At 50.5% G+C, this 23,590-nt stretch carries 14 protein-coding genes, 4 tRNA genes and 1 rRNA gene; 1 reads left to right on the top strand and 18 read right to left on the bottom strand.

Annotated features, from left to right (window positions below; genetic code table 11):
- Nucleotides 1–28 precede the first annotated feature (28 nt).
- The 3 genes from EKM84_RS10085 to EKM84_RS10075 are packed head-to-tail and all read right to left on the bottom strand — an operon-like array spanning nt 29 to nt 2,809.
- Entirely contained in the window at nt 29–463 is a 435-nt protein-coding gene (locus EKM84_RS10085) for a hypothetical protein (RefSeq protein WP_125765640.1), read from the bottom strand.
- An 18-nt stretch (nt 464–481) separates the two neighbouring features.
- Nucleotides 482–1,312, bottom strand: a complete 831-nt coding sequence (nadE, locus tag EKM84_RS10080) for an ammonia-dependent NAD(+) synthetase (RefSeq protein ID WP_125765639.1) — start codon at nt 1,310–1,312, stop codon at nt 482–484.
- Nucleotides 1,313–1,342: 30 nt separating this feature from the next.
- Nucleotides 1,343–2,809, bottom strand: coding sequence for a nicotinate phosphoribosyltransferase (locus EKM84_RS10075; protein ID WP_125765638.1), 1,467 nt, complete (start codon nt 2,807–2,809; stop codon nt 1,343–1,345).
- A 158-nt stretch (nt 2,810–2,967) separates the two neighbouring features.
- Between EKM84_RS10075 and EKM84_RS10070 the strand changes: the two genes are divergently transcribed.
- A complete protein-coding gene (locus tag EKM84_RS10070) occupies nt 2,968–3,699 on the top strand; it encodes a WecB/TagA/CpsF family glycosyltransferase (RefSeq protein ID WP_125765637.1) in 732 nt (243 codons plus the stop codon).
- Between the two features lie 77 nt (nt 3,700–3,776).
- Here EKM84_RS10070 and EKM84_RS10065 read toward each other — a convergent pair whose 3' ends face one another.
- The 15 genes from EKM84_RS10065 to rrf form a co-directional block, all read right to left on the bottom strand.
- A complete protein-coding gene (locus EKM84_RS10065) occupies nt 3,777–4,478 on the bottom strand; it encodes a GntR family transcriptional regulator (protein ID WP_125765636.1) in 702 nt (233 codons plus the stop codon).
- Between the two features lie 35 nt (nt 4,479–4,513).
- A complete protein-coding gene (gene nagA, locus EKM84_RS10060) occupies nt 4,514–5,656 on the bottom strand; it encodes an N-acetylglucosamine-6-phosphate deacetylase (protein ID WP_125765635.1) in 1,143 nt (380 codons plus the stop codon).
- A gap of 682 nt (nt 5,657–6,338) precedes the next feature.
- On the bottom strand, nt 6,339–7,142 hold the full coding sequence (gene proC / locus EKM84_RS10055; RefSeq protein WP_125765634.1) for a pyrroline-5-carboxylate reductase: 804 nt from the start codon (nt 7,140–7,142) through the stop codon (nt 6,339–6,341).
- 3 nt (nt 7,143–7,145) lie between these two features.
- The gene (locus tag EKM84_RS10050; RefSeq protein ID WP_164511376.1) at nt 7,146–9,110 is read right to left on the bottom strand and encodes a S9 family peptidase; all 1,965 of its coding nucleotides are present in this window, start codon (nt 9,108–9,110) and stop codon (nt 7,146–7,148) included.
- A 230-nt stretch (nt 9,111–9,340) separates the two neighbouring features.
- On the bottom strand, nt 9,341–12,577 hold the full coding sequence (locus tag EKM84_RS10045; protein ID WP_125765632.1) for a leucine-rich repeat protein: 3,237 nt from the start codon (nt 12,575–12,577) through the stop codon (nt 9,341–9,343).
- An 81-nt stretch (nt 12,578–12,658) separates the two neighbouring features.
- Nucleotides 12,659–15,526: a leucine-rich repeat domain-containing protein gene (locus tag EKM84_RS10040; RefSeq protein ID WP_164511375.1), complete on the bottom strand. Its 2,868-nt coding sequence runs from the start codon at nt 15,524–15,526 to the stop codon at nt 12,659–12,661.
- Between the two features lie 377 nt (nt 15,527–15,903).
- Nucleotides 15,904–19,242 carry a leucine-rich repeat domain-containing protein gene (locus EKM84_RS10035; protein ID WP_125765630.1) on the bottom strand — a complete coding sequence of 1,113 codons (3,339 nt, stop codon included), beginning with the start codon at nt 19,240–19,242 and terminating at the stop codon, nt 15,904–15,906.
- Between the two features lie 358 nt (nt 19,243–19,600).
- Nucleotides 19,601–19,672, bottom strand: a tRNA-Gln gene (locus tag EKM84_RS10030).
- A gap of 10 nt (nt 19,673–19,682) precedes the next feature.
- Nucleotides 19,683–19,765: transfer RNA gene (locus tag EKM84_RS10025), tRNA-Tyr, on the bottom strand.
- 83 nt (nt 19,766–19,848) lie between these two features.
- The gene (locus EKM84_RS10020; protein WP_125765722.1) at nt 19,849–20,649 is read right to left on the bottom strand and encodes a metallophosphoesterase; all 801 of its coding nucleotides are present in this window, start codon (nt 20,647–20,649) and stop codon (nt 19,849–19,851) included.
- A 94-nt stretch (nt 20,650–20,743) separates the two neighbouring features.
- Nucleotides 20,744–22,228: a peptide MFS transporter gene (locus tag EKM84_RS10015; RefSeq protein ID WP_125765629.1), complete on the bottom strand. Its 1,485-nt coding sequence runs from the start codon at nt 22,226–22,228 to the stop codon at nt 20,744–20,746.
- A 380-nt stretch (nt 22,229–22,608) separates the two neighbouring features.
- A complete protein-coding gene (locus tag EKM84_RS10010) occupies nt 22,609–22,929 on the bottom strand; it encodes a PTS sugar transporter subunit IIB (RefSeq protein ID WP_125765628.1) in 321 nt (106 codons plus the stop codon).
- A gap of 267 nt (nt 22,930–23,196) precedes the next feature.
- Nucleotides 23,197–23,269, bottom strand: a tRNA-Thr gene (locus EKM84_RS10005).
- A gap of 29 nt (nt 23,270–23,298) precedes the next feature.
- Nucleotides 23,299–23,371: transfer RNA gene (locus EKM84_RS10000), tRNA-Asn, on the bottom strand.
- A 6-nt stretch (nt 23,372–23,377) separates the two neighbouring features.
- A 5S ribosomal RNA gene (rrf, locus tag EKM84_RS09995) occupies nt 23,378–23,494 on the bottom strand.
- Between the last annotated feature and the right edge of the window lie 96 nt (nt 23,495–23,590).

Below are 23,590 nucleotides of genomic sequence, written 5' to 3'. Positions count from 1 at the left end.
CTGTGAAGCGACCCTTTTATTTAACTGATTACATGGGACTCGTCATGATCCGTTGCGTCGCAGCCGTGACCTTTTCCATGGCGTTTTCTTGCGTGGCTTCTGCCGCGTTGAAGGCCTCAGCGTTGACCGTTTGGTGTTCCACGTCAATACTGTCCGTCATGGATTGGCAAGCGTCCGTGTAGGTCCGGTAAGCGGCTACCAGGGACTTGTGTTTGCCCAAAACGCGAACGGGCACACTGGCCTGTTCAAGCTTGTTCAGGTTGTCTTCGTAGGCGTCGGTCCCGCGTTGGAAATTGTCGGCCACCTTTTGCAGGTCGACTTGGCTCAGCTCACTGACCGTGTCGTTGTCGATAGCGTTGCGCATCTTTTCAAAATCATCATTCATGGTACCCGCACCCTCTTCGGTCGTTTGTAACACGCCCGAGAGAACTTTAATGTAGCCGTTCATATTATTTTTTTGCATCGTCTTGGTGCCTCCAAATTAGTCTTGCCAGAATGTATCGTAAACGTTGACCGGTAAGTGGCGCTTGTGCGCGGTCTTCCGGTACCAGTTCTCGATGCGTTCCGCTGCAGTGTCACTGACGGTCCGGCCTTCCAGGTAGTCGTCAATGTCTTCGTAACGCACGCCCAGCGCTGCCTCATCGGGCAAGGCTGGCCGGTCTTCTTCCAAATCAGCCGTGGGAATCTTCTTGTACAGGTGCTCCGGCGCACCGAGGTAGGTCAACATAGCCGCCCCCTGGCGCTTATCCAGCCGCCAGATTGGGCAAATGTCCGTGGCGCCATCCCCATACTTGGTGTAGAATCCCGTCACGGCTTCGGCGGCGTGATCCGTCCCGACAACGGCACCGGAGCGCGCTCCAGCAATCGCGTACTGGGCAATCATCCGTTGCCGTGCCTTGATATTGCCCTTGTTAAAGTCGCTCACGTTTTCGTGGTTGGCTGAAACGGCCGCTACCATGGCGTCGGTGGCCGGTTGGATGTTCACCCGTTCCACTTCGTCGGCACCCATGAAGTCGATGGCCATCATGGCGTCATCCTCATCGGCCTGTTCGCCGTAAGGCAACCGCACGGCAATGAAACGGTAGTCGCTGTCGCCGATCTCTTGGCGTAATTCCGTGACCGCCTGCTCGCACAGGATGCCGGCCAAGGTTGAATCCTGACCACCGGAAATCCCTAAGACTAAGGTCTTCATAAAATCATAGTGTTGAAGGTAACTCTTTAAAAAGTCCACGCTCCGCCGAACTTCAGTCGCCGGATCAATGGTGGGCTGCACCTTCAACGCCGCAATAATTTCTTTTTGCATGGCACGCATAACTCTGCCCCCTCATTTATTTGCTCGGGCTTACTCGGGCATGGTTTGAACGTAACTGTGAATGTCTTTGATGATGGCCATCTTGTGGTCCCAGCAATCTTGTGACAGGTCCACGGGATACTTTTGTGGATTCAGATCCCGCTTGTACTCCGGCCACAGGTTCGCTAAGGCCCCGCGACACCGGTCACGCACTGCCGACAGGGTCGGTAATTTGTAAACCAGTTCACCCTGATCAAAGATATCTTGCAAAATTGGCCGCGCATTGAAGTCGTTCACGGTCTTGTTAATGTAGGTAAAGCTGGGATGGAACATGAACAGCGAGTCCTCGTTGCGGGGATCCTCGTTGACCAAGGCCACGTAATCCCCTTCGGTCTTGCCATCCGCCTTCTTGGTGATTCGCCAAACCTGCTTCTTGCCTGGCGTCGTGACCTTTTCGGCGTTGTTCGACAACTTAATGGTGCCCTTCATCTTGCCGGTCTCGTCTTCAATGGCCACCATCTTGTAAACGGCGCCCAGCGCGGGTTGGTCGAAAGCCGTGATCAGCTTGGTCCCAATCCCCCAGACGTCGATTTTGGCATCCTGCATCTTGAGACTTTGAATCGTCTTTTCATCCAGGTCGTTAGACGCATAAATTTTAGCGTTCGGGAAACCTGCTTCGTCCAGCTTTTGGCGAACCCGTTTGGACAGGTAAGCCATATCCCCGGAGTCGATGCGCACCCCTTGGAAGTTGATCTGGTCACCGAGTTCCTTGGCCACCTTGATGGCATTGGGCACCCCGCTGCGTAACGTATCGTAGGTGTCGACCAGGAAGACGCAGTCGCGGTGGGTCTTGGCGTAGGCCGTGAAGGCGTCGTAGTCGTTGCCGTAGGTCTGGACCAGCGCGTGCGCGTGGGTCCCACTGATGGGAATCCCAAAAATCTTCCCCGCACGGACGTTAGACGTGGCGTTAAAGCCGCCGATAAAGGCTGCCCGGGTGCCCCAGATAGCGGCATCAAATTCCTGCGCCCGCCGCGTCCCGAATTCCATCAGGGCGTCATCGCCAGCCACGGAACGAATCCGCGCGGCCTTGGTGGCAATCAGCGTTTGGTAATTGATGATGTTCAGGATAGCCGTTTCAACCAGTTGGCAATCGGCCAGTGGCCCTTCGACCTGCAATAGGGGTTCGTGCGCATAAACTAATTCCCCTTCAACGGCCGAGCGAATCGAGCCCCGGAATTTAAAATTGGCGAGATAGTTTAGAAAATCTTCGGAATAATCTTCAGCTTCCCGTAAATAATCAATATCTGTTTGGGAAAAATGTAGATTTTGGATATAATGAACAATGTGTTCCAAGCCAGCAAATACCGCGTAACCGTTTTTAAACGGCATGTCTCGGAAGAAGACTTCAAAGACGGCGCGCTTGTCAGCGATGCCTTGTTCGTAATAAGTCTGAATCATATTGATCTGATAGGCATCCGTATGCAGAGTCATACTGTCGTCAGGATACAAATTCGTCATAATAGCTACTCCTTAGCTGGTTTTCGAACTGAATTATCACGTTTCATTTTTAATTTCAATACGTTCATTTTAGCATGAAACAAACAGAGCGTCATACTATTTCATGCGGTTACGGGGGCTTAATTCGCTCTCGTGCCAATCTTGAGAGGAGTCCCCCTATGCAAACCACATTTCCCACCGTCACCGTGCTTGACTTGCCCTTCGTCAAGACCACTGCGGCGGACTTACTACCCGTCTTACAGCAGCGCATCACCCAGCAGAAAAATACCTTCGTGGTGACCGCCAATCCTGAAATTGCGATGTACGCCCATGAACACGCGGCCTACCGCGACCTGATCTTAGGCGCAGACTTCATCACTCCGGACGGGGTCGGCATCCTGGACGGGGCTAAGATTTTAAAGCAGCCCCTCCCCGAACGCATCACCGGCTTCGACACCTTACAGGACCTGCTTGCCTGGGGCAGTGAGCAACACCGCTCCGCTTACTTCTTGGGCGCCAAGCCAGAGGTCATTGCCCAACTCAAGCCGATTCTCGCTCGCGACTACCCGGGTTTAGAGATTGCCGGCATTCACGATGGCTATTTCCAAGACGAGGCCCCCATCGTGGCCGACATCACGGCCAAGCAACCGGACATGGTCTTCGCCGCGTTGGGTTTCCCCAAGCAAGAGCAGTTCATTCACCAGTACCGGCACACGACCAAGGGCCTCTGGATGGGGGTCGGCGGCAGTTTTGACGTTCTAGCCGGCGCCGTGATTCGGGCACCCAAGTTCTGGCAAGACCACCATTTGGAATGGTTCTACCGGACCCTGAAGGAACCCAAGCGTCTCAAACGTATCGCCGTCATTCCCCGCTACCTACACCTCGTGCGGCAGCAGGCCAAGCGCCAATAACTGGTTTTACAACAAGTGCCTCACAAACGCGTTAGCATTTCAGCTAACCTTTGTGAGGCACTTTTCGCATTCCTAGCTTATTTTTCCAAATAAAATTCAAACCGTTCGCCGACGTATTGCGTCCGAACATATTCAAACGGTGTGCCATCTTGGAGATAGGTCACCTGACGCAACCGTAAAATGGCGTCGCCCCGCTTGATATTCAGGTATTCCGCAATCCGTTCTGAGGCGGACATGGCCGAGACGGTCTGTTGGGCCTTGCCTGGATTCAACTTTTTCTTGTCTTCCAAGGCCCGGTACAGCGAGCTCGTGACTTCCTTTTTGTTCAAGCCGTCGACCAGTTTTTCTGGCACGGTGGCCACTTCAAAACAAATCGGGACATCGTCGCCGTAGCGAATCCGTTCCATCCGCAGCACCTGATCATCCTCGTTGAGCTTGAGCTTTTCGGCTTCACTCAGGGATGGATTCATGACGTGATACGAAATGGTCTTGCTGGTGGGTTGCTTGCCCTGGGTCAACATTAAATCGGTAAAACTGGTCACCCCGGACATCTTTTCCTGAACCTTCTGATTGGCCACGTAGGTTCCAGAACCCACCTGGCGTTCCAAAATTCCTTCATCCACCAACGTCTGAATGGCCTGACGGAGCGTCATCCGACTCACATCAAAATCACGAGACAGCTCCCGTTCGGACGGAATTCGATCGCCTACCGCCCATTTTCCGGCTTCAATTGCACGTTTAATGTCATTATGAATTTGAATATAAATCGGTGAACTCACAGCACCCAACGTCCCTTCTCAAAATAACTACATTTTTATTTAACTAATTTCTGCATGTTCCGGCCTAAACTGAAGGTCGTGTCCACGTGCAGGTCGCGGGTCAACAAGTTTAAGTCGGCATCGCGGCCTACTTCCAGTTTACCCTTCTGTGTCAAGCCAAACTCTTCGGCCTGGTTCACAGCACTCATTTGCACGGCTTCGTCGACGTCACAGCCGGTGAAGGCGATGACGTTGCGGAAGGCTTCATCGTAGCGGAGCACGGAGCCCGCCAGGTTACCGCTCTCGAGCCGTGCTTGACGGTCCTTAACGATCACCTTTTGGCCACCCAGCTCACTGACGCCTTCTGGCATGCCCTTGGCCCGCATGGAGTCGGTCACCAGTTCCAGCCGGTGTTGCCCCTTTTGTTCGTAGGCCAACTTGATCATGTCGGGCACGATGTGGAACCCGTCACAAATGACTTCACAGAACAGGCTGTCTTCCAGCATGGCGTGACCGGTAACCCCGGGTTCGCGGTGCCGCAAGCCCCGTTGTGCGTTGTACAAGTGGGTCACATGGGTGGCCCGGCTTTCCAACAACTGTTCCCGCGTGGCGTTAGAATGCCCCACGGAAGGTACGATACCATTGGCTAAGCAGTAAGTTTCAAACTTCTTGGCCCCGTCGTCTTCTGGCGCGTAGGTAATCAGCTTGACCCGGCCACCGGACAGCTTGTTCCAGCGGTCTAACAGCGCAACGTCGGGATCCTTGATGTACTTTTCTGGCTGCGCCCCTTTGAAAATGGCCGCAATGAATGGCCCCTCCAAATGGACGCCTTGAATCAACGGATTCCGTTCGGCGGCCACCGCAATCCCTTGCATGGCGTGGTCAATGGCTTCGTTAGACTGGGTCATCGTGGTTGGGAAGATGGACGTGATACCTTCTAAGGACATCAAGTTAACCATCTTATCAATTTGGTCGGGGTCCCCATCCATACTATCATATCCGTAGCCCCCATGGCTATGAACGTCAATAAATCCGGGAACAATCGTCTTGCCAGTCACCACGTGGATTTCATCGGCAGGTAAGGGGCGAAAATCAGCCACGGGACCAACCGCTTCAATTTCACGATCAAAACGAATAAACCCGTCTGGAATAACCTCGTCACCGGTGTAAATCTTCGCGTGCTTTAAAACAATACTCATGAGTCTCCTCCTCATCAATTATACCTTCAGTCAACACTGTTATTATAATCGGTATAGACCAAAAAGGCAACTCACCCGACCGCAAAACGCGATATTTATTCTGTTATGTTTGGGGCTGGGGTTCTCCACCTGCGACCGCCAAAACGCGACCCGCTATGGGGACCGCCTTCGGCCTGAGGAACGGTCCTACGGCTCGACTTGAAGCCGCAAGAAACAGCGTCTCCAAGCTCGTCCCGTGCTGTAAGGCCGGGAAAAATCTCCCGGCCTTACAGCACTGACACAGCGGGTCCCATTTTGTCTGTCTCCGGCTCCGAACCCCAGCCAAACTAACCGACTAGCATCGCGTATTACGGTCGTCCATGTCCTTGGTAGCACTGATTTTAAATGACAGCGTCCACAATACACCATTCAAAGCATTAGGCAGCTAGTCCACAATAGCCGAGCAGCCAGACTCAAAGCACCCAACCAGTCTAAAGTGACCAGAGGCGGGCCAAGGCGCCCGGCTGTGTCGATGGTCTTAGCTGAGGTTTCTCACTCAGCTTAGCCCATGGGACGACCTTTGAGACCGCTTCTCAGGCTCAAAGTCGAGGTGGAAGCCCGCTTCTCAGGCTGGAACCGGCCCCACAGCAGGGCGCCTTGAGCCCGCCGCCGGGAACGGAACTCCCCGACACGCAAAGGTGCTTTAAGCTGGACCGCCGGCGTCGCGCTTGATGGTGGCGTCGATACCCTTGACCACCGCCGTCATCAGCCCGGCCTCTTCCATCGCCAGTAACCCGGCCACGGTGCTACCACCTGGTGAGGCGACCTGGTCGATCAGGGCAAACGGAATCTTGTCGCTTTCCAGAACCATTTTAGCGGAACCTAAAGTCGCTTGGGCCGCAATCTTGGTGGCCTGGTCCTTGCTTAGCCCGTGCTTAACGCCGGCGCGGCTCAGACTGTCGATGAAGAAGTCGATGTAGGCTGGTGAACTCCCGGCCAACGCGCTGAAGACGCCGAATTGGTCTTCGGCTAACGTGGTCGTGGAGCCAATCGTATTGAACACGCGCAACGCAGCGGCCAGGTCATCCCCGGTCAAATGCGTGTTGGCGGCTACGGCGGTCATCCCCGCGCCCACCTCAACGTTCACGTTGGGCAGCGTCCGTAAAATTGGCACGTTTTCGCCCACCACGTTGGCCATGTCTGTCAGGGACAGCCCGGCCACGATAGAGATCAACGTCTTTTGCCCGTCAACCAGTTGCGCTTCAATTTCCTGGAGCACGTCGTTGGCCACGTTGGGGGTCACGGCTAAGACGACCAGGTCGCTGGCCGCCGCAACATCCGGATTACTGGCTGCTGCTTGGAGTCCGTGGGCCTTAGCGTAAGGGCCATAGCTTTCTGGACGATGACTGTGCACGATGATGTCGCTAGGCGCAAACGTTTTCGCCTTGAGCAGGCCGCCGATTATGGCTTGAGCCATTCCGCCGACGCCGATAAAACCAATTTTCATAACTTAATGTTCCTCCTTAGCTGGTAAGTGGTCTTGGAACCACTGATTGATGCGATTTAACCGTTCAATCCGCAAGTTTGGCAGGCCGGAACGGGATAGTTCGTGATTTGATTTCGGGAACAGGACCAGTTGGGTGTCCACGCCGGCTTCCTTTAGGCCCACGAAGAACTCCTCGCCCTGGGTAGTGGGACAGCGCAGGTCTTCCTCGCCGTGGAGCACCAGAATCGGTGTCGTGGCGTCTTGCACATAGGCCAGTGGCGAGAATTTCCAGAGCACGTCGATGTTGTGCATGTCCTGCTTGAGTTCCCATGGCGTGAAGAAGTAGCCGATGTCGCTGGTACCGTAGAAACTGATCCAATTGGAAATGGAGCGTTGCGTGACGGCCGCAGCGAAGCGGTTGGTATGGGTCTCAATCCAGTTGGTCATGAAGCCACCATAGGAACCACCGGTGACGCACAGTTGCTTGGAATCAATCGTCGGGTCTAATTTCAGCGCCGCGTCGGTCCCCAGCATCAGGTCCTCGAAGTCGCCCTCGCCGTAATGGCCGATGACAGCCGTCTCAAAGTCCTGGCCGTAACTGTTGCCGCCGCGCGGATTTATGGTGATGACGCCATACCCCTGGCCCGCGAGAAATTGTAGCTCGTGATAGAAGCCGTAGCCAAAGTCGACTTGCGGTCCCCCATGAACGTAGAGCACGGCGGGATGTTGGGGCGCCGGCGTGACTGGTGGGAAATACCAGCCCTCGATGTCCCAGTCGGCCGCGCCCTTAAAGGTGAAGCGCTGACCGGCCACCAGCGCGTGTTTGGCCTCGTAGACGGCATTGGGGTTAGTCAGCTCCCGCTCCTCGCCTGTGGCGACGTTAAGGGCCTTTAACCGGCTCACACTGGTCATGGTCGACTCGGTGAAGACGATGGTTTGGGCATCGACCACGCTAAAGTCCGTGATGGCCCGGTCGCCACCCAGCAACGTCCGCGGTTTCGCGTCGCCGTCGAGGCTTTGACTGACCAGACTCAACCGCCCGTGTTCATTTTCCAAGGTTAAAAAGGTGTTGTGCGTCAGCCAAGCCACAAACTGGCCGGACTGCCGCTGTTGGCTGTCAACGGCCAGCATGTCACCGACCTCCACGTCACGGGGCGCGGTCAGGTCGGTCAATTCGCCGGTCGTGAGGTTGCCCAACCACGCGTGGAATTGCGAGACGTTGGGGATGTGATTGTCCTGGCCCCACATCAACACGTGTTGGCCGTCGGCATCCAGCTGTCCCTGGTCGAACGACCCCGCGGGCAGCTTTTCATTTAGAAGCCGGTCGGCCGTCCCATCAAAGGGATGCCAGTAAACGCCCTCGCTGAAATCGTGCTCGTCTTCAGGCAGGCGTTCCGTTGAGAACAAGAGGCCCTGGTCGTTGGCCGCGGATACGGTAAAGGGATCCGTGCGTTCGAGGACGACAGACTGGTCACGACTGGCACACTGGTAACGAATGCATTGATACGTCAGGCCTTGTGGTAAGAGGCCGCGGCCGTTCATTTTGTATTGTAATTTGTCGACGACCTGGACGCTAGGAAGCGCATCCTTTGCTGGTCGCTTGGCGCCGGTCGTCGTTTGAAAGTAGAGCACGTCGGTGTTGGCTTCCCAGGTCAGCTGACTGATGTCGGCATCCCCGCGCGTAATCTGTTCCGGCGCCCCACCGTTGAGCGGAACCAGGAACAATTGGGTGTGGTCCTTGACCACACCACTGAAGGCTAAATAGAGGTGACTCGGGCTTAACGCCAGTTCGTTGACGCTCACATCGGCCGGACTCCATCGCCGGCGATCACTGCCATCCGCCAGTTGGACGGAATAAATAGCGGCTTGACTGGCATTCTTCTGCTGGTCTAGTTGACTCTCCACGTAGTACACCCGCTGCCCATCACTCACTGGTTGAGCCAGCGGACGCAAGGCGAACAGGTCTTCCGGTTTCACAATTGTTGCCATCATAAGACCCCACTTTCTCTATCAAATACACAAATGGTCTGGAGCAATTATTAGTTTGACTTTAGCGAAGTTAGGGGTGAATGTCAATTTTTTCGGGTGATTCTGGGGATATTGCTGGGGTGAACCGTTTGACTGCCAAATAGTCGCTCATCCGGGTTGGTTAGCTACGTAACTGCTGGGACACGAAATAGGCCTGTACCAAGGGGCACAGGCCTATTTGCGTTGCTTATTTAGTTGCGTTTGCGCCGTAACCCGAACCAACTGAGGCCGGACAAGAGGGCTAGTCCGACTAGTTGCCAACCGGTCGCTGGCTGTTCACGCGTTTGCGGTAGCGTCGCCGAGGTGGCTGGCGTTAGCGTGCCAGCGGACCCCACCCAGATACCTTGAGCTTGGCTGTAGTGCCAGCCGGTTGCGGGGGTCGAGGCCCCGTTTGCACGCGTCGTGGTGAGCTGATTCCAGCTCAGCGATTGTGGCCGCCGAGCAGTCGCGGTCGCCCGGTGTCCTTGCGCTTGCACGGGATACTGCGTGGCTGGTTGCCGCGTTGGCTTCCCTGCTGGCTGCTTGGGCGCTGTTTTGCCGGTATTGGTTGTTGGGTGCTTGGGTTTTGGTGACTTGGCTTTAGGTGACTTATTCTTAGGTAATTTGCTTTTAGGCGTCGTTGACGTGGTTGGTGTCGATGCGCCTGGCGTACCAGGAGTTTCAGGAGCCGTTGGTGTACCTGGCGTGCTGGTGCCAGAATTGCTGGTTGTGAGCCATTTTAACGTCAACTTCTGAGTTTCATAATTCCCAGAATGATCCGTGCTACCTCCTGTCGTTCCCGAGCTTACCGCTAATACTAGACTCGTTCCACTAATTTCTTCTGAAAATGTTAACGTACCGCCGTCTGAATCATCATATTTTAGTTCTGTGCCGCCATAGGTAAACACTGGTGAAGTCAATGTTAAGCCCAGCTTATCCTCGATTGCTTTTTTCACGCCAGTTAATCGATTTCCTTCACGACTAACTTCAACGGTCAATTCTTCTTGGTTTGCAAAAGCATCGTCACCTAAATTTTCAATTTTTTTAATTTCTTCTGCAGTGTTATGAATCGTCTGTAAATCATTTTCAGCGAAGGCTTCATTGCCAACACTACCATCTTCACCAGTTAGACCTTGGCCTAAAGTTAAATCTTTTAGCTTGTTACCAGCAAACGCTCTAGGGCCAACCGTTTTGACATCCTTTGGAATGACTAAACTATTAACCAGTCCTGCATATTCAAAAGCTGATGAACCAATCGTGGTAATACCGGTACCCAGCGTTAAATTATTTAACTGCGTATTTTTAAAAGCCGATGAACCGATTGTCTTGACACTATTTGGAATGACCATTGAACTGGTTGAGCCCGAGTTCTCAAACGCAGAATCATCAATCAAAGTGACTGAATTTCCTAGAGCCACACTATCCAATGTATTGTCTTTAAAAGCTGAAGCACGGATTGTTTTGACGCTATCTGGAATAACTAACGCGCCAGTCAGCCCATCATTCTCAAAGGCTGAAGCCCCAATATCCGTCACAGCTGGTCCCAACGTCAACTTAGCTACGTGGCTCGCTTTGTTCTCATCATTGCTGCTGAAAGATGAGATACCAACGTACGTTACCTTATTGGGAATAACCAGTCCACCCTCCTCTACCGTAATATTAAGAGGATTGTCTGCAAATGAATAATTTCCTATTGATGTCAACTTGCTTGATGCAGAGTCATTGCCAAAGCGGACATCGCTAATCTGATTACTTTGAAAAGCGGCTGCCGCCAGAGTCGTTAAATTATCGTCCAGTGACAACGCACCAGAAATCTGGTTACCAAAAAAAGCATCTTCCCCAATACTACTTAACTTACTTTCAACGGTATCCAATGTTATTCCGCTTAAGTCATTATCAGCAAATGCATTTTTTTCAATCGTTTCTAACGAATTGGGCAACTTTAACGTACCAGAAAGACTATCCCCGGCAAACACATTTGGCCCAATATTTTTAAGACCATCATTCAAAGTTAACTGAGTTAAGTCACCATTATCAGCAAATGCAGAATCATCAACTAACAAAGGATTCTTATCATGATTAGTAAAGCTAACTGTCTTCAAAGCATTATTCATAAAGGCATCATCAAAGATCTCTTGGAGTTGTCCCCCAGAAAAGGTCACACTTGTCAGCTGATTACCAGTACCATCAGGGTTACCCGCAAAGGCCGAGGCCCCAACTGTTGTAACAGCATCTGGAATTGTCAATGCCCCAGTCAATCGATTGTTGGCAAAAGCACTTGTACCAATAGTTGTTAAGCCCTCATCCAACTGAACCGAATTCAATAGATTATTCTCAAATGCTGAATCATCAATTTCCGTAAGTGAATCGGGTAGTGAAAGCTTTTCTAAAGCATTGTTTGCAAAGGCCTCATCACTAATATCCCAAACAGTAGTATGTTCCCCAAATGTAATGCTCTTTAACGTGTTATGCTCAAATGCTTGTTTTCCTAGCACACCTAATTTGTCAGGCAAAATGACACTAGTGAGGCTATTGTTTTGAAACGCACTATTACCAATTGAGGTAATATTCGCACCAAAAGTTACACTCGTTAATCCTTTACCAGCAAAAGCATTATCACCAATCGCTGTCACCCACGCACCGTCAAAAACATCCGGAATGGTAACCTCCGAACTAGTTCCTGTGTAGCCGGTAATAGTATACGAATCACCATATTGACTCGTAACTTTTTGATAAACAACCCCATTCTTATCCGTCTCAGTAGTCGGCGTCTCAACAGATGTATCGGCCATATCAGCCAACAAGTTCGCAGCCATAGGTACATTCATGCGTGACAAAAATAACCGCGAACTAAACAATTGGCTGTCAGCCACCACAAACTTCTGCTGATCAGTCTTCTCATCAGTCGTTTCTACTGGTGGCACTGTCTGTTTCTTATCGTTATCTGCCGGCTTCACCTGTTGCTTTTGAACTGACTTGACTACCTTAGACTGGTCGGACTGTTTTGAATCTTTCTCATCACTCCCAGCCGTCTTCTCATCATCGTTTAGCTCAGATGACGATGGCCCCTGATTCTGTGGTGCTACAGGTTCAGCCGGCGTTTCTTCTTTCACATCAGGCTGCGATTCCGTATCCGACTGTTCATCAGTCGCGGTCGACTGATTCTTTTCGGCGTCCTCATCCCCCGCAGACTGTTTCTCGGTAGTCTTGGTGCTGTCTGTTTCTGTCGCCGTTGATTCCTTAGTCTTATCCGCCGTGTCAGTGGTCGTCGGCTCACTAGGGGTGACCGCGGTCACCGAACTGCTACTGGCGGTCGTTGCCGGCTGGTCTGCCGCCTGGGCCTTGAGAATGTTGGCATTCAACGCCAAGCCTGCACTCAAACTGATCACCGTTAGACCGGTTGACAACCATTTTTTCTGTCCAGCCGTCAATGGCCGGTTTTCCGTCATTAATTTTGTCGTTGGAACCCCATCCTCTCCTGAAAAAAATGGGCCAAATTCGTTGGAATCTGTCCCATTTCAGCGTTGCTATTAATCATCTTGTTTTTTCTTCGTAAACCCCAGCCAACTAGCGGCCGCTAATCCAATGGCTCCTAACCAGCGCCGCTGACTGTTTTGTTCGCTCGTTTGTGGCAGCGATGTTGCCGTCATGACCATCTTAGCTTGCCCCATGCGTTGGGTCGATACCGATTCAGTCATTGAGCCATTGACGTCAACTGAGTCAGCCGGTGTCTCTGCCTGACGACTTGCCCAATCCGCTTGTTGTATCTTTGGTTGAGCAGAAATATAGGCAACATGCGCCCGCTTGCCCGATTGTCTCGCAACCGGCGCGTTCGCTAGCCGATATTGCACTGGCGCCCACGCTTTTTGTACCTGCACTTGTTTTTTCTGTTCTGAGCCAATCTGATGGTTGGCTGATTCATCTAATGTGCTAGTTGTTCCATCAGTCACCGTTTTATCGGATAATCTATCTGGCGTGTTGCCAGTTGGATTCGACGTTGCAGTCGTTTCAGCCCTGCCATCTGGATGCGGCGTTACAGTCTCGCCCGTTTCAGGGTCAACCGGTTCCGTTTCCTTTGTGGGTGTCGTCGTCCCTGACTCGTTGCCATCGGATGCGACTTGCAAATACTCGATTGTATCTGGCGTCGTTACCCTGTTTGGACCAATCGAGGCGGTAAAAGTGGTTATATCCCGCTGCGTATCTGGATTAAGAATTCGATAACCAGCCATGACTGGCACAGCAACTGATTGGGTCGATCCTACCTGACCACTAACCACAGCGGACCAAATACTCTTAAAGACGTACTTGCTATTAATATCTTTGATAGCAACTGGTATTTCAACTTGGCCCGAAAAAGTCCATACATGTAGGTCCAAAGTCAGGGCCCGAAACCCAAGCTGACCAGTAAATGCCGTGTTCGTTGTGAACGTAACTGTCAATTCACCATCATGACTTGTGTCAAAAACCTGAGGTAACAACAAACTATCAGTCGTTTCATCATATTTCAAACTAGTTCCGTCACTCGGAGTAAACGTTAACTGCCCAATATCACTAGGCTTCATGTTAAGTTGTTTAACTAAAAGCCCCTTAATATTGTGGGCTGACGTTGTCGACATTGGCACATTTGCTAGTGTTAATGCTTTCTGATTACTGAAGACATTGTCCCCATTTGACCAGGTCATGTCCGCTGAATTAATTTTTCCCAACGCATTCCTTGCAAAAGCACTATCACCTAAAGAGGCCTCTTTATTGACTAACTGTAGTCCTGTCAATGAATTACCTTCGAAAGCTGATTTGCCCACAAGACTAACCTTTTCAGGCAAGATAAGCGTACCACCCAACTGATTATTCGCAAAGGCAAAATCACCAATCGAGGTAATCTGACTACCTAAATCCAGTCCGGTCAACTGATTACCAATGAAAGCTTGATTACCAATTTTTTCAACCAAATCAGGAATATTAAGCATCTCCGTTAACTGATTGTCCGCAAACGCAGAATTCCCAATTGTACTGACATTTTTCCCTAGTTTGAGCGTCTGTAGCTGATTGCCGCTGAACGCCTCATCCCCAACACTAACTTTATTTACCGTATCAGGTATTTCTAAGTTTGTCAGTGCGTTATCCGTGAACGCCTGATTGCCAATGTACTGAACACCGGTCCCCAAATGAAGCTCGGTCAGACCGGTTCCCTTCTTTTTGTCGTTGCTAAAAGCACTATCTCCAATCCGAACAATATTGTCTGGAATGGTTAATAGTCCAGTTAACTGATTATTGGCAAAGGTTCCCGTGTTTAAATCAGTTAACACCTGATTAAGGGTCACTGACGTTAAGCGATTATTTGCAAATGCATACTCGCCTAACGTCTTTAATTTTGCTGGTAAGACCAGTGCCCCAACAATTTGGTTATTAGCAAAAGCTGAGGTTCCAATACTTTCCAGTGCCGTACTCAACGTCAAATCGGTCAGCTGGTTATTTTCAAATGCTGATGCGCCGATAGCGTTCACCGTATCTGGCAAGACTAACGTCGTCAACCGGTTTCCCTTAAACGCGTCCTGTTCAATCTGAACGGCACCATTCAATTCAACGTTAGTCAATTCATTATTTTTAAATGCGCCTTCCTTGATGTTGATCCAGGTGGCTCCCTGCAACGTCAAAGACGTTAACGCATTGTTGGCAAAGGCATTCTGTCCAATGTAATTTAAGTTTTTCCCCAGGGTGACCTTAGTCAGCGCGGGAACAATCGTTAAGTGATCATTAGCCGAACCGTCATTGTTAAACGCATTATCCGCGATACCAGAAACATACTTGCCTTCATACATATCTGGAATTGTAATCTCGGTACTATAACCTGAAACTGGTGCTGATCCATCGGCCTGCTGTTGTGTTGCACCTGTATACCCGGTTACTTCAACTGTGTTCTCACTAGTTTGGTGAAAGGTAAAATCAGATTTTTCGGTTTGCTCATTCGTTGGAGCGGGTGTCACCGTTTCATCAGGCGTATTTGCTGGACTGACAGGTTCTTCGGTCTCATCTTCGGTCTCATCCTCAGACTTTTCTTCATCCTCATCAATCGTGTCTTCACCATTATCTTCTTCATTGTCTAACTGGTTGGAACTATTCTCATCTTTTTCAACATCTAACTGATTATCCGAACCAGCGTCAGGATTTTCATCTTTCGCTGTATCGGCAACTTCTGCTTTTGGTGCTTTCACATCTGAATCAACATCATTTTGCGTTGATTCATCACTAATTTGGGAAGTCGCGGGTTCCGTATCAGCGTTAGCCGTCTCACCACTAATGGCGATTCCTGTACTTAGTGCCGCAATCGTCAGACTAATGAACAGCCACTTGCTGTGTGTAGGAGTAAGTTGTTCTCCCCTATCCTTATTGTTCCGCATGATATCTTCCCTTCGCTGGTGTCTTCGAGTGATTAGTTTACAGACCGTTTCGTTTCGCATTAGTTGCTTATGCGAAATATTCTATGATATTCATACTATCACGACTTAACCAAAACACCAGTGTTACTTAATTGCCAAGGGGGATAACGATTACCGCTATATGCAGATGTTTTTTATCGAACCAAATTTCCCCCACACCTACCACAATTAGTGACTTTGCTTATTTACTTGAGCACAACCGAATCACCCCAGAGCAATCTCGTAACACAATCAAAAAAGTGTGGTGAAAAAACTTTTTTCTGAAAATTAAAAAATTTCACAAAAAAGTACGGTCAACACACAGAAAACGTGTCAATCGTACTAGTAAACCGTTAAATTCAATTGTGATTTCGCTTGTGAGCTAAACCTAACCAACTCAATCCGACCAGCAACATCGTCCCTAACCACTGCCAACCAGTTGGGTGTTCATTGGTTTGCGGTAACGTCTGTTGCTTAACAGCTGACGCCGATGGCCGTGATGGATTCGTGGCTTGTAAGTCGGCTGTGGACTGTTGCTCTGTCCGGGTAACCTGGCCACCCTCAAACTGTGAGTTAACCTGATACCCTGACGTAGCGACTGTCATCCGTGTTGTGCCCCGTTGCCGGATGCCAGTTGTCGTCAAGCGTTGCGGCACGACGCGTTTCAGTTGCCAGTTTGGTCCTTCAATGGCCAGTTTCGGTGAAACGACGCCAGCCTGATGGGCGTTCGACCCCTGCTTTGTCTGCGATTTTCCACCGTCAAAGTTAGGTGGATAAGGAATGGCCTTATCTCCACCAGTCGTCGGCGTGACGACTGGTGTCGCTGGAGGCATCACTGGCGTCACGGCCGGATCACCACCGGGCGTATTTCCCGGGTTAACCGGCGTCACAGGCGTGTCCGGATCAGTCGTGTCGCCGGGGTGTGTCGGCTTAGTTGTATCATGGCCGCCACCGCCGGGCGTTAGGTCCGGCGTGTACAAGACATCCTCATTGGCCGTGATCGTGCCGTCTGGATTGACCGTCGCCGTAATGGTCTTCTTGTTCGCGGTGTACCCGCCAATCACGGGAACCGTCACAACCACTTGCGTATTGCCAACGCGGTCGGTAATCCCCCACGCCTTATCCACCCGCATCCCTTTCAACATGTCGATCATGCTAGGGTCGCGGCTGAGATTACTCGGAATCGCCACGTCGTCCGTGACCCACCGATTCAAGTCCAGTCTGAGGTTTTCAACGCCATAACGACCGGTATCAGTGCTGGTAGTCGTCAGGCTCAGAACCACCTTGCCGTTCTGCACCCAATCCGGCAAAGTCGCACTGTCAGAAACAGTCGGCAGCGTCAAAGTATCCGTAACCGGATCATAGACCAGTTGGGCTTGATTGTCGGTGAAAATGAAGGTTAATCCCGCAATATCAAGATTCTTCATCCCCAGCGCATCGCGAATCGCCTGCTGCACCCCAGAAGCTACCGTAGTGATGGTGCCATTTTGATTCGCCACAATAGCTCCTGCAATACCAGCGTTCAACAGGGTTTGACCGGCAAAGGCATAGTCGCCAATCGTCGCAATCTGGCCGCGAGCATTGATTTTCTGTAAGCTATTATAAGCAAACGAATAATTTTCCAAGCTGTTCATGTTCGACCCCATTTCGAGGTCAGTCAACTTGTTATAGGCAAACGCATATTTCCCGACATCATGGACATTGTCGCTCAGCGTCAGGGTCCCACTTAGTTGATTATGTTCAAACGCTTCATCATCAACGGTCACCAAACCGGTCCCAAAGGTCAACCCGGTCAATTGGTTATTCACGAATGCATCGGCTCCAATGTTGGTCAGCGTATCCGGAAAATTCAGAACACCCGTTAAGTTATTATTGGCAAACGCATTGGTTTCAATCGTTGACAACGGGGCCGTTCCCAGCTCAAGTCGCGTCAATTGGTTGCCACCCGCAAAGGCGGACTCACCAATACTGGTCATTTGATCCGACAACGTCAGCGTTCCAGTCAATCTATTCCCGTAAAAGGCATACTTTTCAATCGTGTTCAGCTTGGTCCCACCGGTCAAACCGGTCAGTTGGTTATTGGCAAAGGCCGATGTCCCCACGTTTAAGATGCTGTCCGGCAGATTCAGGGTGCCCGTTAGCTGATTATCGGCAAACGTCTGCGGCCCAATCTCCGTCAATTTATCATTCAACGTCACGCTCCGCAACTGGTTATCCCAGAAGGCTTGGTCCCCCAAGTGCGTCAGACTGGCTGGTAAGTTAAGTGGCCCAGCTAATCGGTTATGCGCAAACGCGGCCGTCCCAATCGATGTCACGCTATCGTCCAGCTGCAAACCAGTCAACTGGTTCCCATCGAAGGCGTCATCCCCAATGCTGGTGATGGTGGCGGGAACCGTTAACGTGCCGGTCAGTTGGTTATTGGCAAATACCCCGGTGTTCAGCAGGCTCAAGCCAGCGTCTAAGGTCAACCCGGTCAGTTGATTGTTGGCAAAGGCCTGATCCCCCAGCGCGGTCAGCGTCTCAGGTAACACCAAGTGGCCCTGAATCTGGTTATTCGCAAACACCGACGTCCCGATTGAGACCGCCTTTTGGCTCAACGTCAGGGACTGAATCGTATTATTTTCAAAGGCATCGTCCGCAATACTAGTCACCGAGTCGGGAAGAACCAGTCGCTGAATCTGATTGCTCTGAAAGGCCCCGGCGTTGATCTGCTGCAAGTTCCCCAGATCAACCGTCACCAAGTCGTTATTGGCAAACGCCCCGGCCCCCACGGACCAGATACCACTCGTAAATTTAATTGTTTTTAATTGATTATTCGCAAACGCATGATCCCAAATGACCTGTAGGTTCTGCCCCAACGTCACATCCGTCAGTCCGGCCCCATTAAAGGCGTTCGCAGCAATCTCCGTGACGGGCAAGTTTAAATAGGTATCCGGAATCGTAAGCTGCGTGCCATGTGCTTGATTGGCAAAGCCCGTCACCACGTAGCCGTCCTTGCCGTCATTTAACGTGTAGGTTAACGCAGATTGCGTATCGGCATCGGGAGTCGTGGTCACGGCTGCCGTTGTAGCGGGTACTGTCGGCACATCGCTCGCAGGGGTGGTATCTGATGTCACGGTCGCCGAATCTTCAGTCGCCGGGTCGTCTTGTCCCGTTGGTTGCGCCGCGCCTCTCGCTAGTAAGTAGCGAGCCGCTCGAAACGATGGCTTGATTGCCGTAGTTGTTTTCTCGGTTGGAACCGTTGGCTTGAAGTTCACCGTCGTCCGCGTCGGCGTATCAGTTGGCGCGGGCGTCTCTGGCGTCTTCCCAGTCGTTGGTGTTGGTTCCGTTCCAGTCGTTGGTGCTGTTTTCGTTGTCGGTTCAGGACTCGGTGTCACGGGCTTAGCCGGACTTTCCGGCGTCGCTGTCTTGTCTGACGTCCCAGTGCCTTTCTGAACGGCACCAGTCCCAGAACCGGTACCAGTTTGGCCGGACTGCGACACATCAGCCGGCGTGGCCGAACGTGTCGTTTGGGTGGCCGTCACGTTCTCCGTTTGGGGCGCGCCATCGCCGGTAGCCGTCTCACGAGTATCCGCAAAGACCGGCGTCGTGACGAGCATGACCCCCGCCCCTAAGCTCACCAGGGTGACACCAGCATAGATCCACCGACAACTAGGCCGCTGAACTTGACTACGATGTTGCCATTTTTCTTTAAACATCAACTGCCACCCCTTTCACGAGCACCGACTACCCCTTTTAAGATTATCCTAACACCCCACGAACTATTTGTCAGCGATGATAAATTGAAAACCAGGGTAACGATTGTCCCTATAATTTGCTGGTACCATGTTCTATCCATCTTTGGTGCCGGTGAAACCCGGATGAACGCCTGGATTTCCCCGCGTGTTTACTTAATTACCGATTCATTTACAGGACGACCACAAAAAACTGTCCCATTTTAAACTATTTTCATTGCGTACACAAAAGGCGCTCGGAAAATTCCCCGGGCGCCAAATCTTAACATTATATATATTTGAAGACATAAAAAAACAGTCACACACCGTGACTGTTCCTTAGTTGGGCTAGCTGGGTTCGAACCAGCGCATGACAGGATCAAAACCTGTTGCCTTACCACTTGGCTATAGCCCAATAATAAAAATGGTGGGGAGTGGATTCGAACCACCGAACCCGAAGGAGCGGATTTACAGTCCGCCGCGTTTAGCCAGACTTCGCTACCCCACCAAAAACGTGAATCGTCGTAACGAATCAACTACACTATCATACAAAAAACTGCATAAATCGTCAAGACTTTTTTGCAGTTTTTTTTATTTTAAATTCAAAATCCTTAATTGGCGCTGCCATTCAACAAAAAAATCGGGCTGAGACCACTCGTTGAGTCGCCGATTGTGGTACCCTACTGCTTGATTGTAATACGTTGTTGGACCAAAGGTTGCGGGTGCAAATCGACCATGGACGTGACCGAATAAAGTATCAGCCACTGAATATTTTTCCAAAACAGCCCCGATTCGTGGACTCCCCAGCATCGCATTGGCCATGTTCCAGAAGCGATTGTCATCTGTGTACCGGATATAGTCCTGGCGCGGGACAAAGTGAGTCATAAACAGGACCCGTTTGCCGGCTGCTCGTGCCTGTTCCAACTGATCGGTCATCTGTGCCACGACCTGGTTCAGCCGTTCCGAATCACTTTGGGGCTGGACGATGGTACTATCGATCCAAAAGGCCCGTTTCCAACTCAAGAAGTTCCGACCGGCCAGGTTATTAGCAAATTGATAATCATACCAGCCGTTATTGCCGATTACCCGCCAGTTAGTCCCGGGGAGGTCTAAATACCCGCGATGCAAGTAAACGGGCGTCTGCGGCGATTCTAAGCCCGCATACGTAATGTCGTGCAGCATGTCATGATTGCCCGCAATAAAGCGCACTTTAGCTGGCGCTAGCAACGCCTGTAGCCGGGTGACGAAGGCTAGCGACTGACTAAAGTAATTGGTCACGTCACCTGCAATTAAATACAGTCCCACGTTCCGTTGGGTCAGATACGTCGCCTGCTGCTGTGCGACGGCCTCTGCGTTCTGGTGATTGATGTCTAAATGTAAGTCACTGATCATGGCCACTTTAACCACGTCGTCGCCCCCTTTCAAAATATCAGGATACAAAAAATGCTACTCCATCATAGAGTAGCACTTTTTCGCCAGAAACAAATTATTTAATTCCGGCCATTAAGTTCTTAATTGGTTTAACCAGGGCAAACATAATCAGCCCAGCGACAATGGCCACGATGGCCACGCCCATGAAGTAAGCTGCTTCGTTTTCTGGCGTGTATAATTTAACGATTTGCGCGTTAACGGCTTGTCCAGCAGCATCGGCTAAGAACCACATACTCATCATCTGAGATTGGAACGCCTTTGGTGCTAACTTGGTCGTCACGGACAATCCGATTGGTGAAATCAACAGTTCGGCAATTTCAACAACTGCCCAGCTACCGACCAACCAAAGCGGACTGACCCGGGCATCCGTCCCGAACATAACAACGGGAACCACCATGATCAGGTAAGAAGCCCCAGCAAACAGCATCCCAGTTGCGAACTTGGCTGGTGAGCTAGGTTGCTTCTTACCCCAACGGTTCCACATTGCGGCAAAGAATGGCGTGTAGATCAAGATGAACAGTGGGTTTAACATTTGGTACCAAGATGGCAAAATGTGGATGCCTAAGAAATGGTTGTTCGTCTGGTTGGCCGCGAATAAGGCCAACACAGAGGACCCTTGTTCTTCAATTGCCCAGAAGATCATGGCAGCGATGAACAGGCCTAAGTAAGCCCACACGTGCTTCCGTTCAGTGCTGGTAACTTTTTTACTAGTTAAGAAAATCGTGAAGTAAACGACTGGTGCCGCAATCGCGATAACGGATAGTAAGAGCACGAAGTTGTTTAAATTCAGTGAACCTAAGAGGTACATCAAGATGATGATCAATCCGAAAGCAACCAAACCAATGGTCCCACGAACGGTCAGCTTCTTCATGTCGCCGGGTTCCAGTGGGTCAGTTGGGTAAAGGCTATCCTTACTCAAGTACTTCTTCCCACCGATCCAGTATTGAACCAGGCCCAAGAACATCCCAATAGCGGCCAAGGAGAACCCTAAATGGAAGTTGTACTTCAGGCCTAACCACCCAACTAAGAGCGGTGCAACCAAGGACCCCAGGTTAATCCCGAAGACGAAGATGGTGAACCCAGCATCACGCCGCGTATCGCCCTCATCGTAAAGTCCCCCAACCATTTCGGAAACGTTAGGCTTCAACAGCCCAGTCCCCAAGACAATCAAGAGAATTGAGATGAAGAGTGCCATGGAACCGGCTGGAACAGACAAGGCAATGTGCCCGAACATAATCAGGACACCACCGATGAAGACGGTCTTCCGACTCCCCCAGACACGGTCACTCATGTACCCTCCAAGAACTGAGGACAAGTAAACCATGGATCCGTAAATGGACATCACGGACGCAGCAGTTGCTTGGCTAAAGCCTAACCCACCCTTAGTCACTGAGTAGTACATGTAGTAGATCAGGATAGCCCGCATGCCGTAGTAACTGAACCGTTCCCACATTTCAGTGAAGAACAGCGTTGATAACCCACGCGGTTGACCGAAGAATGTTCGGTCAGTAGTGGTGCTTGGTTCTGGTTTGTTATTCAAAACGATAATACCTCCATTGCATTTCTGAAAATGAATAATTTTATTTTCCGCAATGCACATCGTAAAAACTGATGGCGACGGTGTCTCATAGACCTCTAATAAAACATAGTAGTAATTATACTGCACGAACTCCCGTTACGCAACGGTTTTCCGAATAAAAGCGTCTCCATTCCTTTGGTGTCCGACAAAAAACAATGATGAAATTATTAGTCGTCTCATGCAATCTTCTTAATTTTTATTCATTTCTGCCTCATTCAAAATATTAAGAAATTTATGTATAAAATTCGTTTTAATTGCTCTCTGAGACGCTAATAAGCTGTTCAGCCGGCACAAAAAAGACGCCCTGCAGATTCACAAGGCGTCCCACGCGGAATTCTAATTTAGATGGCAGCGGCTGGCACTAAGTTTAACTTGCCACAAGCAAACTTAACCAAAGCCTGACCGTTTAACCAACCATAGATGTCGTTAGGAATATCAACGGTTGGGACCTGGGTATTCATGGCCGCCGTATCAGCAGCGTTAGCCGTTTGTGGGGCTAACAGGATCAGGTCTTGGTCTGCTAACAGTTCAGGAGTCAAGTCAGCCATCACAGCCGCCTTAAAGCACAACGGTGCGTGCCGAGTTTCTGCAGTTCGTTTGGCTTCACCTAAAAATAAATGACTTGAATTTTCATTTCCGGATAATAATAAGACGTTTTTCATGATGACCTCTCCCTTTTTCGTATCTCTATTCGATAAATATAGGATATCACTTTCAGAAGTAGACCACAATAGGTTTATCAAATAAATCAATATTTAATTTATTATCCTAATTAGCTTCAAACCGGCATTCTTAGTTCTATACCAATTATTTTGAAATGACTATACCAATTGTATGATACGTGTCAACTCCGTTTTGGCTTTCAATTGTCAGTTTATTTTATGAAAACACAAAAAAAGCCGCTGGTCTACGACCAACGACTACTTTGATGCCGGCTGAGGAATTCGAATCCCCGACCCTCGGTTTACGATACCGATGCTCTACCAGCTGAGCTAAGCCGGCATATCAACTGGCTAACCAGGTTAACCCGACTCCGGCAGGCGGGCTCGAACCGTCGACAACCTGATTAACAGTCAGGTGCTCTACCAACTGAGCTATGCCGGAATAATCGCGTAGCAACGTCCTATCCTCGCAGGGGGCGATCCCCCAACTACTATCGGCGTGCTGAAGCTTAACTTCCGTGTTCGGCATGGGAACGGGTGTATCCTTCAGGCTATCGCCACTACACTGTGAAAGAACTTCTTCTCTCAAAACTAGATATCATCAAATTATTTTCTATTGAGAACACCACGTTTTTCAACTTGGTTAAGTCCTCGACCGATT

It is taken from the genome of Levilactobacillus mulengensis (assembly GCF_003946045.1).
GTDB classification, from domain to species: Bacteria; Bacillota; Bacilli; order Lactobacillales; family Lactobacillaceae; genus Levilactobacillus; species Levilactobacillus mulengensis.
The sequence above is the reverse complement of the archived record's forward strand: the minus strand, read 5'-3'. Positions and strand labels throughout refer to the sequence as shown.

Coding starts and splice junctions, on each gene's coding strand:
- EKM84_RS10085 (WP_125765640.1), bottom strand. CDS start 463: ATGCAAAAAAATAATATGAACGGCTACATTAAAGTTCTCTCGGGCGTG.
- nadE (WP_125765639.1), bottom strand. CDS start 1,312: ATGCGTGCCATGCAAAAAGAAATTATTGCGGCGTTGAAGGTGCAGCCC.
- EKM84_RS10075 (WP_125765638.1), bottom strand. CDS start 2,809: ATGACGAATTTGTATCCTGACGACAGTATGACTCTGCATACGGATGCC.
- EKM84_RS10070 (WP_125765637.1), top strand. CDS start 2,968: ATGCAAACCACATTTCCCACCGTCACCGTGCTTGACTTGCCCTTCGTC.
- nagA (WP_125765635.1), bottom strand. CDS start 5,656: ATGAGTATTGTTTTAAAGCACGCGAAGATTTACACCGGTGACGAGGTT.
- proC (WP_125765634.1), bottom strand. CDS start 7,142: ATGAAAATTGGTTTTATCGGCGTCGGCGGAATGGCTCAAGCCATAATC.
- EKM84_RS10050 (WP_164511376.1), bottom strand. CDS start 9,110: ATGGCAACAATTGTGAAACCGGAAGACCTGTTCGCCTTGCGTCCGCTG.
- EKM84_RS10045 (WP_125765632.1), bottom strand. CDS start 12,577: ATGACGGAAAACCGGCCATTGACGGCTGGACAGAAAAAATGGTTGTCA.
- EKM84_RS10040 (WP_164511375.1), bottom strand. CDS start 15,526: ATGCGGAACAATAAGGATAGGGGAGAACAACTTACTCCTACACACAGC.
- EKM84_RS10035 (WP_125765630.1), bottom strand. CDS start 19,242: ATGTTTAAAGAAAAATGGCAACATCGTAGTCAAGTTCAGCGGCCTAGT.
- EKM84_RS10020 (WP_125765722.1), bottom strand. CDS start 20,649: ATGATCAGTGACTTACATTTAGACATCAATCACCAGAACGCAGAGGCC.
- EKM84_RS10010 (WP_125765628.1), bottom strand. CDS start 22,929: ATGAAAAACGTCTTATTATTATCCGGAAATGAAAATTCAAGTCATTTA.